Origin of the sequence: Catellatospora chokoriensis (assembly GCF_011297315.1) — a bacterium.
Lineage (GTDB): Bacteria > Actinomycetota > Actinomycetes > Mycobacteriales > Micromonosporaceae > Catellatospora > Catellatospora citrea.
This window is the reverse complement of record NZ_JAAOTI010000013.1, coordinates 117,618-133,218: the sequence shown is the minus strand read 5'-3', so window position 1 is coordinate 133,218 and position 15,601 is coordinate 117,618. Positions and strand designations below refer to the sequence as shown.

Here is a 15,601-nt window from a genome sequence, read left to right as displayed (position 1 = left end):
GCTGCCGTGCACCGCGCCTGTCCGCACCTGGACGGGCGCGGTTTCGCGTCTGACGGGCATGGCTGTTGACGCGGAGGTCCGGACGCCGCGCGTCAGGCGCGTAAACCGGTCGGCGGGCAGGAGTAGGCTCGACGGCGAAACCCCGTACCTGCCTGGTTGCGGGGCTTTCGCCGTGGCGTGCCCATGGTCCGTGCCTACCGGGCGGGAAGGCGCTTACCCGTGAACCTCACCGGACTCCTCCAAGCGGCGTCGGCCGATCCCGCGCTGGCCCGGGCCACCGAGCTGGCCCGCACCGAACCCCAACTCGACCTCACCGCCCCCGCCTCGGCCCGCCCGTTCCTGGTGGCGAGCGCGGCCCGGCAGCGCCCCGTGCTGGTGGTTACCGCGACCAGCCGCGAGGGCGAGGACCTGGCCGAGGCGCTGGGCGAGTTCCTCGATCCGGCCACCGTGGCCGTGTACCCGGCCTGGGAGACGCTGCCGCACGAGCGGCTGTCGCCGCGCTCGGACACCGTCGGGCGGCGGCTGGCCGTGCTGCGCCAGCTCGCGCACCCCGAGGGCCGCCCGCTGCGGGTGGTCGTCGCGCCGGTGCGCAGCATGTTGCAGCCCCAGCTCAAGGGCCTCGGCGACCTGGAACCGATCGACCTGCGCCAGGGCACGGTGGTGGTGCTGGAGGAGCTGACGCACACGCTGCACGATCTGGCGTACGCCCGGGTGGATCTCGTCACCAAGCGCGGCGAGTTCGCGGTGCGCGGCGGGATTCTGGACATCTTCCCGCCGACCGACGAGCACCCGTCGCGGGTGGAGTTCTGGGGCGACGAGGTCGAGGAGATCCGCACCTTCGCCGTCGCCGACCAGCGCACCATTGCCAAGGTCGACCGGCTGTGGGCCCCGCCCTGCCGGGAGCTGCTGCTCACGCCCGAGGTGCGCGAGCGCGCGGCGCAGCTCGCCGCCGAGCACCCGGCGCTGGAGGAGATGCTGACCAAGCTGGCCGAGGGCATCCCGGTGGAGGGCATGGAGTCGCTGTCCCCGGCGCTGCACCACGGCCGGGACTCGATGCAGCTGCTGCTGGACTGCGTGCCGGGCGACACGCTGGTGCTGCTGGCCGACCCGGAGCGCATCCGCACCCGCGCCCACGACCTGGTGCGCACCTCGGAGGAGTTCCTGGAGGCGAGCTGGGCCGCGGCCGCCGTCGGCGGCAAGGCCCCGATCGACCTCGGCGCGGCCGCGTTCAAGACCCTCGCCGAGGTGCGCGGACACGCCGCGACCCTGGATCTGCCCTGGTGGACGACGTCGCCGTTCGGCCTGGTCGCCACCGAGAAGGCGGCCGACGAGCCGTGGCTGGACACCCCCGAGGTGCACGTGGCCCCGGACACCGGCGCGGTGCTGACCTGGTCGGCGACCCAGCCGCCGGTCTACCACGGGGACACCGCGAAGGTGATCGCCGACGTGAAGGGCTGGCTGGCCGAGGGCTGGCGGGTCGCGCTGATCTTCGAGGGCCACGGGCCGGCGCAGCGCTCGGTCGAGGTGCTGCGCGATGCCGGGGTCGGCGCGACGCTCGCCGAGCAGATCGCCGAGCTGCCCGAGCCGGGCCAGGTCGTGGTGAGCTGCGGCCGGCTGCGGCTGGGCCTGGTCGACGAGGCCGCGAAGCTCGCCGTGCTGACCGGGGCGGAGATCTCCGGCGGGCGCGGCACCGGCAACCGCGAGCTGGGGCGCATGCCGTCGCGGCGGCGTAACACGATCGACCCGCTGGAGCTGCGCGCGGGCGACTTCGTGGTGCACGAGGCGCACGGCATCGGCAAGTACGTCGAGCTGGTCCAGCGCAAGGTCAACGGCGCGGACCGGGAGTACCTGGTCATCGAGTACGCCGCCAGCAAGCGCGGCCAGCCGGGTGACCGGCTGTTCGTGCCGACCGACGCCCTCGACCAGCTCTCCCGCTACGTCGGCGGCGAGCAGCCCACGCTGCACAAGATGGGCGGCGCGGACTGGCAGAAGGCCAAGGCGCGGGCCCGCAAGGCGGTCCGCGAGATCGCCGCGCAGCTGATCCAGCTGTACGCCGCCCGGCAGGCCGCGCCGGGCCACGCCTTCGGCCCGGACACCCCCTGGCAGCGCGAGCTGGAGGACGCCTTCCCCTACCAGGAGACGCCCGACCAGCTGTCCGCGATCGAGGAGGTCAAGTACGACATGGAGAAGCCGGTCCCGATGGACCGGCTGATCGCGGGCGACGTCGGCTACGGCAAGACCGAGATCGCGGTGCGGGCGGCGTTCAAGGCGGTGCAGGACGGCAAGCAGGTCGCCGTGCTGGTGCCGACGACGCTGCTGGCGCAGCAGCACTACAACACGTTCTCCGAGCGGATGGCGCAGTTCCCGGTGGTGCTGCGGCAGCTGTCGCGGTTCGCGACCCCGAAGGAGGCCGAGGAGACGCTGAACATGGCCGCCGAGGGCCGCGCCGACATCGTCATCGGCACCCACCGGCTGATCCAGAAGAGCACCCGGTTCAACAAGCTCGGCCTGGTCATCGTCGACGAGGAGCAGCGCTTCGGTGTCGAGCACAAGGAGCGCCTCAAGGAGATGCGCACCAACGTGGACATGCTGACCATGTCCGCGACGCCGATCCCGCGCACCCTGGAGATGTCGATCACCGGCATCCGGGAGATGTCCCAGATCACCACGCCGCCGGAGGAGCGCCACCCGGTGCTCACCTACGTCGGGGCGTACGACGACAAGCAGGTCGCCGCCGCGATCCACCGCGAGCTGCTGCGCGACGGGCAGGTGTTCTACCTGCACAACCGGGTCGAGACGATCGACAAGGCGGTGCGCCGTATCCGGGAGCTGGTGCCCGAGGCCCGGGTGGTGGCCGCGCACGGGCAGATGGGCGAGGACGCGCTGGAGAAGGTGATGGTCGGCTTCTGGGAGAAGGAGTACGACGTCCTGGTCGCCACCACCATCATCGAGTCCGGCATCGACATCCCGAACGCGAACACGCTGATCCTGGAGCGGGCCGACCTGCTCGGCCTGGCCCAGCTGCACCAGATCCGGGGCCGGGTGGGCCGCGGCCGCGAGCGGGCGTACGCCTACTTCCTCTACCCGCCGGAGAAGCCGCTCACCGAGCAGGCGCACGAGCGGCTGGCCACCATCGCCCAGCACACCGAGTTGGGTGCGGGCATGTACGTGGCGATGAAGGACCTGGAGATCCGCGGCGCGGGCAACCTGCTCGGCGGGGAGCAGTCCGGCCACATCGAGGGCGTCGGCTTCGACCTGTACGTGCGCATGGTCGGCGAGGCGGTGGCGCAGTTCAAGGGTGGCGGCGCGGCGGCTGAGGAGGTGCCCGAGGTCAAGATCGATCTGCCGATCGACGCGCACCTGCCGCACGACTACATCGACTCCGAGCGGCTGCGCCTGGAGATCTACCGCAAGCTCGCCTCGGCCCGCGACGAGGTCGCGCTGCAGGAGGTCGTCGCCGAGCTGACCGACCGCTACGGCGAGCCGCCCGCCCCGGTGGCGAACCTGGTCGCGGTCGCCAAGCTGCGGATGACGGCCCGGTCGTACGGCCTGACCGAGATCTCGCTGCAGGGCAAGCACGTGCGCTTCGGCCCGCTCGAACTGGCCGACTCCAAGCAACTGCGGCTCAAGCGCTACCACCCCGACTCGGTCTACAAGACGGTGAACTCGCAGGTCAGCGTGCCGACGCCGATGACCCGCCGGGTCGGCGGCGAGCCGCTGCGCGACCAGGCGCTGCTCGACTGGTGCGCCCAGCTGCTGAAGGACGTGCTGGGCTGATGCGATTTCCGGGGCTGACGAACGGGGACGGACGCGGCGAGGAGGCGGCGTGACGGTGCGTTGGACCGTGGTGGACACCCCGATCGGGCCGCTGAGCTGCGCTGTCGACGACATCGGGCTGTGCGCGCTGCAGTTCGGCGCGCTCGACGTGGTGCAGGACGTCGACCCGCTGCTCGACGACGTCGCCGGGCAGCTGCGCGCCTACTTCGCGGGCGAGCTGGTGGAGTTCACCGTGCCGGTGTCGGTGCGTCGCGGCAGCGACTTCGAGCGGGCGGTCTGGGCCGAGCTGTCCCGCATCCCGTACGGCGAGACGCACACGTACGGCGAGGTGGCGCGGGCGGTGGGGGAGCCGGACGCGGCCCGCGCGGTCGGGGTGGCCTGCAACCGCAACCCGGTCGCCGTGGTGGTCCCGTGCCACCGCGTGGTCGGCGCGGGCGGCAAACTCGTCGGCTTCGGCGGCGGCCTCCCCCGCAAACGCCACCTCCTCGAACTCGAAGCCCGAGTCCGCATGGAACACGACTGGCTCGCCTGACCCCCGCCTCGCCGCCTCGCCCGCCTCATGATCGCTCGACTTGCCTGGCACCTGTGCGTATCTTGGGCGCGCTTTCGCCCACCTGCCTGGCAAGTCGAGCGATCAAGGACCGGGGAACGCGGAAGGGGCGGCCTGGACGGTGTCCGGGCCGCCCCTTCGGGCATGCGAGTGCGGGTCAGGCCGGTTTGCGGCTGGTGACCGCGGCGATGGCGGCCCAGCCGAGGGCGAGGGCGGCGAAGCCGTAGCCGAAGGCCGGGTAGTCGATCGGCGGGGCGCCGATGAAGAAGTCCTGCAGCCAGGTGGCCCCCGCGGTGGCGGCGGTGGCGACGGCCGCGCCGAAGACGGCGGCGACCAGGGCCAGGCCGAGCCCGGAGGAGCCCTTCGGGACGGCGACGCGCTCCGGGCCGGTCTGCTGCGGGATCAGGGACTTCCGGTTGCGGGTGCCGGCGAAGGCGAGGAAGACCAGGTCGATGGCGACCGCGCCGGCGAGCAGCAGCAGCGGCGGGATGGACTTCGGGAAGCCCGTCCCGGCCAGCAGGCCCCAGACGACCAGGCGGTAGGCCAGGTAGGTGGCGGCGATGGCGGTGGCGGTGAACCGGGCGCCCACGAAGGCGCGGGCCGCGACCAGGGTCAGCAGGGCCGCGCCGGTGATCCAGGCCGGGTAGACCCAGGCGTCGACCGGCAGCGCGAAGCCCTGCACCGCGATGTCGTCGACGGGGCGGCCGATCTGGTCGGCGGCGAACTTGAGCAGGATCGGCTCGGCGGTCGGCGTGCCGGCCCGCCACGACTCCAGCGAGAGCACGCCGTACTCCTGGTGCTGGCTGGGGAACAGGACGTTCTCCAGGAAGAAGCCCCAGATCGCGGCGCTGATCAGGGTGCGGGCGCGGCCGGGCGGGGTGGAGATCCAGTAGCCGCGGGCGACGCCGAGCAGCATGAACGCGGTGCCGAGGTACAGCAGGGCGTGGCTGAGGCTCCAGGCGGTGATGTCCAGCCCGTTGATCTTGTGGTTGAGGATGTCGATCGGGATGGCGACCAGGAACGTCGCCGTGCCGCCCACCATCAGACGCTTCGCGAGTTTGTCGACGCCCACGTTGTGGTAGGCCTGGAACAGCACCAGGGCCACCACGATGACCGTGCCCGCCGTGTTCAGCAGGTGCGGCGGGGCCAGGTCGTCGCGCAGCCACTTGAAGTGCCAGGACATGTCCCAGGTCGAGCCCAGCATCTTCAGCGCGAAGGCGATCAGCCAGAGCCGGTAGACGGCGGCGACCACCGCGGGGCCCTGAGCTGCGTCGGGCCCGCTGCGGGCCAGGCCCACCCAGCCCGAGGTGGTACGAGGAAGCGTCTGCGTCGTCACGGGCGGAATTCTGCCGTGTCGGAGGGTGTTCACGCGTCCTTCGAACACCTGAATCCACCCTGAGATCTCCCCGAGTCGCCGTTCGTGAGAGAGTGGCGGCGTAAGCGCCTGTCACTGGAGGATTCCGTGCGCCGTCTGACCGCCGCGGCCGGCATCGCCGTCGCCCTGCTGGCCCTGACCGCCTGCCGGTCGAATCCGAGCGTCGCCGCATACGTCGGCGACGAGTCGTTCACCGAGGCCAAGGTCGACCAGCTCACCGAGCAGGCCGCGAAGGTCCAGCAGACGGCCCAGCCGGGTGACACCGCCGCCATCCGCACCGAGGTCGTCCAGCTGCTCATCTACAACGCCCTGTGCAAGCGGATCGCCGCGGAGAAGGGCATCAAGCTGCCCGCCGTGGCGGCCGGCCCGAGCGAGTACGAGACGATCCGCCAGGAGTCGCAGACCTGCGTCCAGGCGCTGCCGCTGGACCAGATGAAGCCGTCGGACGAGGACCTCCGCAAGGTCTACGACAACGGCGTGGAGATCGGCGTGCTCGACCCGAAGCAGTCGTTCGATCAGATCAAGCCGCAGCTGGCGGGCGACCCGCAGGTCGCCGGAGCGATCGCGGTGTACCGGGTGCTCACCGACGCCGCCAAGTCCGCCGACGTGACGGTGAACCCGCGCTACCGCCCGCTGGACCTGCCGGTGCTGAGCGCCGGCGAGCGCGGGGCGGTGCTCAGCGCGCCGTTCGGCCAGTACGAGCCCGGCGTCTCCAACAGCTGACGGTGACCCGCCGGATCGTTCTGCTCGTCACCTCGCCCCGGATGCCCGCGGGGCTGCTCACGGCAGCCGCGTGGGACGTGGTGCGGGCCCATCCCGTGCTGGCCGGAGCCGACGGCGAGCAGATCGTCGCCCTGCGCGCCGCAGGCGCGACCGTCACCGTCGTGCCGGACGCGACCGCGGCGACCCTGCTCGACGCCGCGCAGCCGGTGGCCGTGTGGCTGGCCGGGCCGAGCGGCGACGAGTTCCTCGCCCGCGAGCTCGGCCTGCGGCTGGCCCGCGAACCCGGCCTTGCCGAGCTGGAGTTGATGTACGGCTCCTGGGACCCGCCCGGGGCGCGCCTGCTCGACGCGGTGGCGGTCACCGACCGGCTGCAGAGCAGCGACCCGTGGCGGCGCGAGCAGACCCACCGCACCCTGGCGAAATACCTGCTCGAGGAGGCGTACGAGGCCTACGACGCGATCGTCGCCGGAGACCACGCGGCGGTGCGCGACGAGATGGGCGACGTGCTGCTGCAGGTGCTGTTCCACGCCCAGCTGGCCCAGGAGCTGCCCGAGGACGAGCGCTGGACCATCGACGACGTGGCCGGAGACTTCGTGGCGAAGATGGTGCGCCGCAACCCGCACGTCTTCGCGGACACCCCGACCGAGGACATCGAAGAGATCATCGCCACTTGGGAGCGCGTCAAGGCCGAGGAGAAGGGCGGCGCCCGCTCGCCGCTGGACGGGGTGACCTGGTCGCTGCCCTCGCTGACGCTGGCCGCCAAGCTGCTCGCCCGCGCCCGCCGCCACGGCCTGCCCGAGCCCGACCCGTCCGACACCCTCGGCGGCCGCCTGCTGGCGCTGGTCGCCGCGGCGGGCGAGGACCCCGACGCCGAAGCCGCCCTCCGCGAGGAACTACACCGCTACGCCGCCTCCGTCACCCCCTGACGACGTCGCGGCCCGCCGCCCCCTTGCGCAACTCTCAAGGACTCGCGGCTTGCCCGCTTCAGGAGACCGCAACTTTTCAAGAGTTGCGGCAGGGGTGGGGCTTGATCGTCCGACTTGCCTGGCAAGTGGGCGAAAGCGCGGCCGAGATACGCACACCTGCCCGGCAAGTCGAGCGACCATGAGGGCGCCGGGTACGTTGAGCCGATGATGCTGGAGTTCGCCCCGCTGGCGGAGCACATCGCCGACGCTCTGCTGGAGTCGTCGCCCGAGCTGGCCGCCTCGGCCGGGGACCACCGCTTCGACGACCGCCTGCCGGACCTGTCGCCCGACGGCACCACCGCCGACGTCGCCATGCTGCGCGACGCGGCCGGGGCGCTGTCACAGGTGGACGCGGACCTGCTGGACGACGAGGAGCGGGTCGACCACGCCATCCTCAGCTCGCTGGTCGACCGGCAGCTGTTCGAGCTGACCGAGGTGCGCTCGCACCAGTGGAACCCGCTGCGGCACAACCCGGGCGCGCTGCTGCACGCGCTGATGGCGCGGCCGTTCGCGCCGGTGGAGCAGCGCCTGCACGCGCTGGCGGGACGGCTGCTGCAGGTGCCCGACGCGCTGGCCACGGCACGCACGGTGCTGCGCGACGCGCCCCGCATCCACCTGGAGACCGCGGCCGGCCAGTTCGCCGGCACCGCCGCGCTGGTGCGCGAGGAACTGCCCCGGCTGCTGCTGCAGGAGCCGGGCCTGGCCGAGCAGATGCAGCTGGTCGCCGCGGAGGCGGTGCTGGCGCTGGACGACTTCGCCGCGTGGTGCGCCACCCAGGCCGAGCGGGGCGAGGGCCGTGACCCGCGGCTGGGCCGCCGGCTCTGGGAGGCCAAGCTGTGGCACACGCTGGACACCGAGCTGGGCGCGGCCGAGGTGCTCAAGCGGGCGCAGGACAACGTCGAGCGGGTCACCGCCGAGCTGCGCGAGGTCGCCGTCGAGCTGGTCGGCGGCAGGGCCGACGACGAGACGGTGCGCCGGGCGCTGGACCTGATCGCCGCCGAGCACCCCGACAACGCCTCCATCGTCGGGCTGGCCTACCACGCGGTCGAGGAGACGACCGCGTTCGTACGCGAGCACGACCTGCTCACCCTCATCGACGACCCGCTGGTCATCGAGGAGATGCCGGAGTTCTCGCGGGGCGTGGCGGTGGCCTACTGCGACCCGCCGGGCGCGCTGGAGACGGCGGTGGTGCCCACGTTCTACTGCATCGCGCCGACCCCGGCGGGCTGGCCCGCACAGCGGGTCGAGTCGTTCTACCGCGAGTACAACGACCACGCCATCCGCAACCTCACCGTGCACGAGGCCATGCCCGGGCACTTCCTGCAGCTGGCGCACGCCCGCCGCTACCGGGGCAGCACCCGGGTGCGGGCGCTGGGCCGCTCGGGCACCTTCATCGAGGGCTGGGCCGTCTACGCCGAGCAGGCGATGGTCGAGCGCGGGTACGGCGGCCTGCCGGTGCGCGCGACGCAGCTGAAGATGCAGCTGCGCTCCAGCATCAACGCGATCCTCGACCAGCTCGTGCACTGCGAGGACCTGAGCGAGGCCGACGGCATGGCACTCATGCTGGAGCGCGGCTTCCAGGAGGAGGGCGAGGCGGCCGGCAAGTGGCGGCGTGCGCTGCTGTCCTCGGCACAGCTGTCGACGTACTTCGTGGGCTGGGCGGAGGTGGCCGAGATCGCCCGGCTGCGGCCGGCCGGGGTCACCCCGCGGGAATGGCACGATCGCATGCTCTCGTACGGCTCGCCCGCACCCCGCCACCTGCGCACACTGCTCGGCCTGTGAGGGTTTGCGCCGCACCGGGGCGATGGGGGAGGCTGTCGCCCATGCGAAACACGGCTCGTCCCGGCACGCCGCGTGCCATGCGACCTCCCGTGTTCCGCCGCGCCGTGCTCGCACCCCTGCTGGGCGCGCTGCTGGTGCTCACCGGCTGCCAGGCCATCACCGACGACGGCGTCGCGCCCGGTCGCGTCCGGCTGCTCGGGGACATGACGGCGCAGCTGCAGCGCGCCTCCCAGCGGCCGTACCACGCGGAGTATCTGCTGGCCGAGGGGACGCGGGGCGAGATCTCGCAGCAGATCGGCCCGGCGCGGGCGGTGTACGCCTACCCCGGCGGGCGGCTCATGGTCGACCCGAACGGGCACACCTCCTGCGTGACCGCGGTGCGCCCGGCGCGCTGCCAGATCCGGCCGCTGCCCGGTCCCGGCCCGGCCGCGCTCACCGGCTACAGCGAGGTGACCCGGCACGGACTGGTCACCGCACCGATCGTCACCGAGCTGCTGCAGGCGGCACAGCTGCAGTCGCAGGCCGAGGTGGAGGCGCACGACGTCACCCTGGCCGGACAGCAGGCGACCTGCCTGGACGTGTCGGGGCTGACCGACGCCGACGCGGGCGGCTTCACCGTCTGCGTCACCGCCGCGGGTGTGCTGGCCAGCTTCACCGGCGTGATCGGCGGGGTGGACGTCGACCAGGCGCTGACCCGGGTCTCCTCGTCGCCCCCGGCGGCGGTCTTCGCGCTGCCCGAGGGGGCGCGGGTGGTGGACCACCGGCCGAAGACCCCGGCGCCGTGACGGGTCGATAGGCTGCCCTGGTACGCACCGGCCGCTCCGGCCAGGGGATGTCATTGCCGACGACCACGCCAGTGAGCGCACACGAACGAGGGAGCACACGTGGCCACCATTGAAGGCTTCGTAGCCCGGGAGATCCTCGACTCCCGCGGTAATCCGACCGTCGAGGTCGAGGTCGGTCTCGACGACGGCACCATCGCCCGCGCCGCGGTGCCCTCCGGCGCCTCCACCGGCGCCTACGAGGCACTGGAGCTGCGCGACGGCGACAAGAGCCGCTACCTGGGCAAGGGCGTCGAGAAGGCCGTCGCCAACATCGAAGACCAGATCATCGACCAGCTCATCGGGTACGAGGCGAGCGAGCAGCGCCTCATCGACCAGAAGATGCTGGAGCTGGACGGCACCCCCGACAAGTCCGTGCTGGGCGCGAACGCGATCCTGGGCGTCTCGCTCGCGATCGCGAAGGCGGCCGCCAAGAGCGCGGAGCTGAGCCTGTTCCGCTACCTCGGCGGCCCGAACGCGCACCTGCTGCCGGTGCCGATGATGAACATCATGAACGGCGGCGCGCACGCCGACTCCAACGTGGACATCCAGGAGTTCATGATCGCGCCGATCGGCGCGCCGAGCTTCCGTGAGGCGCTGCGCTCCGGCGCGGAGGTCTACCACGCGCTCAAGAGCGTGCTGAAGAAGAAGGGCCTGTCCACCGGCCTGGGCGACGAGGGCGGCTTCGCGCCGAACCTGCCGACCAACGCCGCGGCGCTGGACCTGATCGCGGAGGCCGTGCAGGCCGCCGGCTACACCCTGGGCAGCGACATCGTGCTGGCGCTGGACGTGGCCGCGACCGAGTTCTTCGACAACGACGTGTACACCTTCGAGGGTGTCGCGAAGTCGCGCGAGGAGATGATCGCGTACTACGCCAAGCTGGCCGAGTCGTACCCAATCGTGTCGATCGAGGACCCGCTGGCCGAGGACGACTGGGCGGGCTGGAGCGCGATGACCGCCCAGCTCGGCGGCAAGATTCAGATCGTCGGTGACGACCTGTTCGTCACCAACCCGACCCGCATCGCCCGCGGCATCGCCGAGAGCGCGGCCAACGCGGTGCTGGTCAAGGTGAACCAGATCGGCTCGCTGACCGAGACGTTCGACGCCGTCGAGCTGGCCCACCGCAGCGGTTTCCGCACCATGATGAGCCACCGCTCGGGCGAGACCGAGGACACCACCATCGCCGACCTCGCCGTCGCGATGGGCTGTGGCCAGATCAAGACCGGCGCGCCGGCCCGTTCGGACCGCGTCGCCAAGTACAACCAGCTGCTGCGCATCGAGGAGGAGCTGGCCGACGCGGCCCGCTACGCCGGCGCGGCCGCGTTCCCGCGGTTCACCGCGGGAAAGTGATTCTGTCGCGGTTCACCGCGGGAAAGTAAGCAACAGCCGGATTTCGAGCGGCTGCGCGGGTTCGTGACGGTGTCCCGTCGCAGGGCCTAGCATGTGATCGAAGCTCCTTTCATGCCACCTGTACGACGTGGAGGGAGCTTCGGTCATCGCGCAGGGGGGAGGGGTGATGCAGCGGCGACAGCCTGGAGGGCAGGGGCCGGTGCGTCGCCCCCAGGGCGGCGCCCGCGGCGCTCGCGGCACCGCCGCCGTCCGCACCCGCGAGGGCGACCGCTCGCTGAGCCGCCCCGCGGCCGCCCGCCGCGCCGCCGCCGCCGGAGCGGCCAAGCGCACCAGCGCCCCGAACCCGCACGGCCTCACCGGCCGGGCGACCGCGCTGCTGGTGATCCTCGCGGCGCTGGCGCTGGGCTACGCCTACCCGGTGCGCGTCTACCTCACCCAGCTCGCCGAGATCGACGCGATGCGGCAGTCGCAGCTCGAACAGCAGGAGCGCATCGCGGGGCTGGAGCGGCAGGCCGAGAAGTGGAAGGACGACGAGTACATCAAGGCTCAGGTCCGCCGCCGCTTCTTCTGGGTCTACCCGGGGCAGACCCCGCTGATGCCGATCTGGGACCCGGACGGCAAGACCGACCAGGACCAGACCCCGAAACCGCCACCGCCCGCCGAGCCCGACAGCTGGTACGGCAAGCTCTGGACCCGCCTGGACCCGGAGCAGGAGCAGAAGAACTAGGAGCACAGATGGATCGCGACCTCGTGCCCGCGCCGACGCGGCAGGAGGCGACCGAGTCCGATCTCGCCGCGGTCCGGGCCCAGCTCGGCCGGCCCACGCGCGGCACCCGGGCGGTGGCGCACCGCTGCCCGTGCGGCAAGCCCGACGTGGTGGAGACGGTGCCCCGGCTGCCCGACGGCACGCCCTTCCCGACTTTGTTCTACCTGACCTGCCCGCGGGCGACCGCGGAGTGCAGCCGGCTGGAGTCGGCCGGGCTGATGAAGGAGATGAACGAGCAGCTGCGCACCGACCCGGAGCTGCGCGCGGCCTACCTGAAGGCGCACGAGGACTACCTGACCCGCCGCGAGGCGATCGGGCACGTGCCGGAGATCGAGAACGTCTCCGCGGGCGGCATGCCCGACCGGGTGAAGTGCCTGCACGTGCACCTGGGCCACGCGCTGGCCGCCGGTCCCGGGGTCAACCCGTTCGGCGACGAGGTCATCGCGCTGGTCGAGCCGTGGTGGACGGCGGGTCCGTGCGTTGAGTGAGCTGACCGTACGCAAGGCCCGCACCGCCGACGTGCGCGGCATCCGCCGGCTGATCGACACGTACAGCGGCGAGCGCCGCCTGCTCAGCAAGGCCACCGTCGCGATATACGAGGACGTGCCCGAGTTCCGGGTGGCCGTCGACGACGACGGCGCGGTCGTCGGCTGCGGCGCGCTGCACGTGCTCTGGGAGGACCTGGCCGAGATCCGCACCGTCGCCGTGGACGCCACCTGGCGCGGCCGCCGCGTCGGCCACCAGATCGTCGAAGCCCTCCTCGACGACGCCCGCGAGCTGGGCGTACGCCGCGTCTTCGTGCTCACCTTCGAGACCCGCTTCTTCGCCTCCTTCGGCTTCACCGAGATCGATGGCGCCCCCGTCCCCCCGCCCGTCTACGAGCAGCTCCTCCGCTCCTACGACGAGGGCGTAGCCGAATTCCTGGGCCTGGAACGCGTCAAACCCAACACCCTCGGCAACACCCGCATGCTCCTCCACCTGTGAAAGGAAGGGCACCTTCCCATCGCTATGCGTAGCGGAAGGGCACCTTCTCAACGCCTGTAGGGTGGTGACGTGGGAGATGCCGTCGCCGCGATCGACTGTGGCACCAACTCGATCCGCCTGCTGATCACCGAGAACGGCCGCGACGTCGAACGCCTGATGCGCATCGTGCGCCTGGGCGCGGGGGTGGACCGCACGGGCCGCCTGGACCCGGCCGCGATCGAGCGCACCCGGGCCGCGCTGGACGAGTACCGCACGCTCATCGAGTCGCACGGGGTGACCCGCATCCGCATGGTCGCCACCAGCGCCACCCGCGACGCGGCGAACGCGGCGGACTTCCACGACATGGTGCGCGCCACGCTGGGCCGGCCCGCCGAGGTCATCACCGGCACCGAGGAAGCGGCGCTGTCCTTCGGCGGTGCCGTGACCGGCCTGGACGGCACCGGCCCCTACCTCGTGGTGGACATCGGCGGCGGCTCGACCGAGTTCGTCCGGGGCCATCGCGCCGTGGACAGCTCGATCAGCATGGACATCGGCTGCGTACGCATGACCGAGCGCCACCTGCCCGCCGACCCGCCGACTCCCGCGCAGCTCGACGCGGCGACCCGCGACATCGACGCCGCCGTGTCGCGGGCCCTGGCCCACGTCGGCACCGGCCCGGCCACGCTGGTCGGGGTGGCGGGCACGGTCACCACGCTGGCCGGCATCGCGCTGGGCCTGGACCGCTACGACCCCGCCCGGATCCACCACTCGGTGCTGCCCGCGGCGACGGTCGAGCGGCTCGCCGCGCAGCTGTCCGCGATGGACCACGACGCGCGGGCGGCGATCCCGGTGATGCATCCGGGCCGGGTCGACGTGATCATCGCGGGTGGGCTGATCCTGCGGGAGATCATGCGGCAGACCGGCTTCCGCGAGATCGTCGTCTCCGAACACGACATCCTCGACGGCATCGCCGTCTCCATCAGCCACTGAGCAGGACATTCCACATCGAAAGCTAGCGCGCTGCTTGCAGTACTGCGCATCGCACACTACTGTGCTCAGCGTGGATACCACCCAACTGCTCAAGGGGGTGCTCGACCTGGCCGTGCTCGCCGTGCTGCGCGACGACGACGGCTACGGGTACGACATCCTCCGCCGGCTGCGCACCGCCGGGCTGACCGAGATCGGCGACGCCTCGGTCTACGGCACCCTGCGCCGGCTGTTCGCGGCCGGCTATCTCACCACCTACGTGGTGCCCTCCGAGGAGGGCCCGCACCGCAAGTACTACGCGCTCAACCCGGCCGGGCGGACCCAGCTCAAGCAGGGTGGCGACGTCTGGCGCGAGTTCGCCTCCACGATGAACACCCTGCTGAGGGAGCCGGCATGAGCGAGCACCGCGAGGAGAGGGCATGAGCGAGCACCGCGAGCGAGTCATGAGCTTGGGCCATGCCGTCGACGAGCACTGCGAGGAGAGGGCATGAACGTCGAGATCGCACAGTATGCGGCGCAGGTCGGCGCGGCCCTGTCCGACCTGCCCGAGCACGCGCGCAACGACCTGCTCGAAGACCTGCCGGCGCACCTGGCCGAGGTGGCGGCCGAGATCGAGGCCGAGGGCGGCGGCGCGACGCTGGCCGAGCGGCTCGGGCCGCCCAGCGCGTACGCCGCCGAGCTGCGCGCCACGCTGGGCCACCCGGGGGGCCACAGCCGGACGAGCGCCTGGGCGGGGCGGGCCGTGTCCCGGGTGCGGGCGCGCTGGGACGGGCTGGACCGCCGGCTCGGTCCGGTGATCGGCTACGAGCGCCTGGGCGAGTTCCTGGCGCTGCTGCGTCCGGCCTGGTGGGTGCTGCGCGGCTGGCTGGTCGCGATGCTGGTGGCGCAGCTGTGGCGCGACGGCGACGGGCTGGGCCTGCTGCCGCGCTTCGAGGGCAGCACCCTGCTCGGCCTGCTGGTGCTGATCGCGTTCGTGGTCGGCTCGATCTGGCTCGGCCGGCGCACCGCCGCCGCCCCGCCGGCCCGCCGCCGGACGCGGGTGGCGCTGGGCGCGGCGACGGCGGTGGTGGTCGTGTTCGGCCTGGGACTGTGGGCCGCTGCGGACGACCGGCTGATGGGTTCGTTCTGGCAGGAGTCGACGCCCACGTCCTGGGTGAACGATCCGTACAACCAGGTCAACGACATCTTCGTGCTGGGTCCGGACGGGCAGATCATCCAGGGCGCGCGGCTGGTCGACCAGGACGGCAGCCCGGTGGTGCTCGGCTACTGCGCGCAGCGCTTCGGCTGGGAGGGTCCGGGCGGGGGCGGCCGGGGCTGGGAGTGGCGGGTCGTGTACCCGTCCTGTCCCGACCTCAGCGCGCCGCAGCTGCCCTGGGTGGCGGTGTCGCCGGCACCGCTGCCCTGGGGCACGCCGTCGCCTTCCGCCACGCCCACGCCCACGCCGTCCGGCTCGGCGGTGCCGTCCCCGTCGGCGGCACCGTCCCCGAGCGCGTCGGCAGGGCCGAAGCTCGTCGGATGAGGTGAGGGGCTGCGAGGGGTGGG

The 15,601-nt window shown here is 72.4% G+C and carries 14 protein-coding genes; 13 read left to right on the top strand and 1 reads right to left on the bottom strand.

The genetic code is table 11. The annotated features are described in order from the left end of the window. The first annotated feature begins 183 nt into the window (after positions 1–183). Positions 184–3,777, top strand: a complete 3,594-nt coding sequence (gene mfd / locus HAV39_RS20680) for a transcription-repair coupling factor (protein ID WP_191840833.1) — start codon at positions 184–186, stop codon at positions 3,775–3,777. Positions 3,778–3,832: 55 nt separating this feature from the next. Next, positions 3,833–4,309 (top strand): methylated-DNA--[protein]-cysteine S-methyltransferase, encoded by a 477-nt coding sequence (locus HAV39_RS20675; RefSeq protein ID WP_191840931.1) that lies wholly within the window; start codon positions 3,833–3,835, stop codon positions 4,307–4,309. Positions 4,310–4,484: 175 nt separating this feature from the next. Here HAV39_RS20675 and HAV39_RS20670 read toward each other — a convergent pair whose 3' ends face one another. Beyond that, a complete protein-coding gene (locus HAV39_RS20670; protein ID WP_191840832.1) occupies positions 4,485–5,663 on the bottom strand; it encodes a hypothetical protein in 1,179 nt (392 codons plus the stop codon). Between the two features lie 126 nt (positions 5,664–5,789). Here HAV39_RS20670 and HAV39_RS20665 point away from each other — a divergent pair, with 126 nt between their 5' ends. The 11 genes from HAV39_RS20665 to HAV39_RS20615 all read left to right on the top strand — a co-directional run bounded on the left by HAV39_RS20665 (position 5,790) and on the right by HAV39_RS20615 (position 15,578). After that, positions 5,790–6,425 (top strand): hypothetical protein, encoded by a 636-nt coding sequence (locus HAV39_RS20665; RefSeq protein ID WP_191840831.1) that lies wholly within the window; start codon positions 5,790–5,792, stop codon positions 6,423–6,425. Positions 6,426–6,427: 2 nt separating this feature from the next. Next, positions 6,428–7,351: a nucleoside triphosphate pyrophosphohydrolase gene (locus HAV39_RS20660; RefSeq protein ID WP_191840830.1), complete on the top strand. Its 924-nt coding sequence runs from the start codon at positions 6,428–6,430 to the stop codon at positions 7,349–7,351. 207 nt (positions 7,352–7,558) lie between these two features. Continuing rightward, positions 7,559–9,172, top strand: coding sequence for a DUF885 domain-containing protein (locus HAV39_RS20655; protein WP_191840930.1), 1,614 nt, complete (start codon positions 7,559–7,561; stop codon positions 9,170–9,172). Positions 9,173–9,249: 77 nt separating this feature from the next. Continuing rightward, the gene (locus HAV39_RS20650) at positions 9,250–9,957 is read left to right on the top strand and encodes a hypothetical protein (protein ID WP_191840829.1); all 708 of its coding nucleotides are present in this window, start codon (positions 9,250–9,252) and stop codon (positions 9,955–9,957) included. A gap of 99 nt (positions 9,958–10,056) precedes the next feature. Then, positions 10,057–11,343 carry a phosphopyruvate hydratase gene (eno, locus tag HAV39_RS20645; RefSeq protein ID WP_120316992.1) on the top strand — a complete coding sequence of 429 codons (1,287 nt, stop codon included), beginning with the start codon at positions 10,057–10,059 and terminating at the stop codon, positions 11,341–11,343. Between the two features lie 199 nt (positions 11,344–11,542). Next, positions 11,543–12,070 (top strand): FtsB family cell division protein, encoded by a 528-nt coding sequence (locus tag HAV39_RS20640; RefSeq protein ID WP_239120436.1) that lies wholly within the window; start codon positions 11,543–11,545, stop codon positions 12,068–12,070. A gap of 8 nt (positions 12,071–12,078) precedes the next feature. Then, positions 12,079–12,597, top strand: a complete 519-nt coding sequence (locus tag HAV39_RS20635) for a DUF501 domain-containing protein (RefSeq protein ID WP_155391474.1) — start codon at positions 12,079–12,081, stop codon at positions 12,595–12,597. Further along, on the top strand, positions 12,590–13,093 hold the full coding sequence (locus HAV39_RS20630; protein WP_191840828.1) for an amino-acid N-acetyltransferase: 504 nt from the start codon (positions 12,590–12,592) through the stop codon (positions 13,091–13,093). Before HAV39_RS20635 ends, HAV39_RS20630 begins: the two co-directional genes overlap by 8 nt. Before the next feature lie 69 nt (positions 13,094–13,162). Then, positions 13,163–14,062, top strand: a complete 900-nt coding sequence (locus HAV39_RS20625) for a Ppx/GppA phosphatase family protein (protein WP_239120437.1) — start codon at positions 13,163–13,165, stop codon at positions 14,060–14,062. Between the two features lie 70 nt (positions 14,063–14,132). Then, entirely contained in the window at positions 14,133–14,456 is a 324-nt protein-coding gene (locus HAV39_RS20620) for a PadR family transcriptional regulator (RefSeq protein WP_155374211.1), read from the top strand. Between the two features lie 90 nt (positions 14,457–14,546). Beyond that, entirely contained in the window at positions 14,547–15,578 is a 1,032-nt protein-coding gene (locus HAV39_RS20615; RefSeq protein ID WP_191840827.1) for an HAAS signaling domain-containing protein, read from the top strand. Positions 15,579–15,601 lie beyond the last annotated feature (23 nt).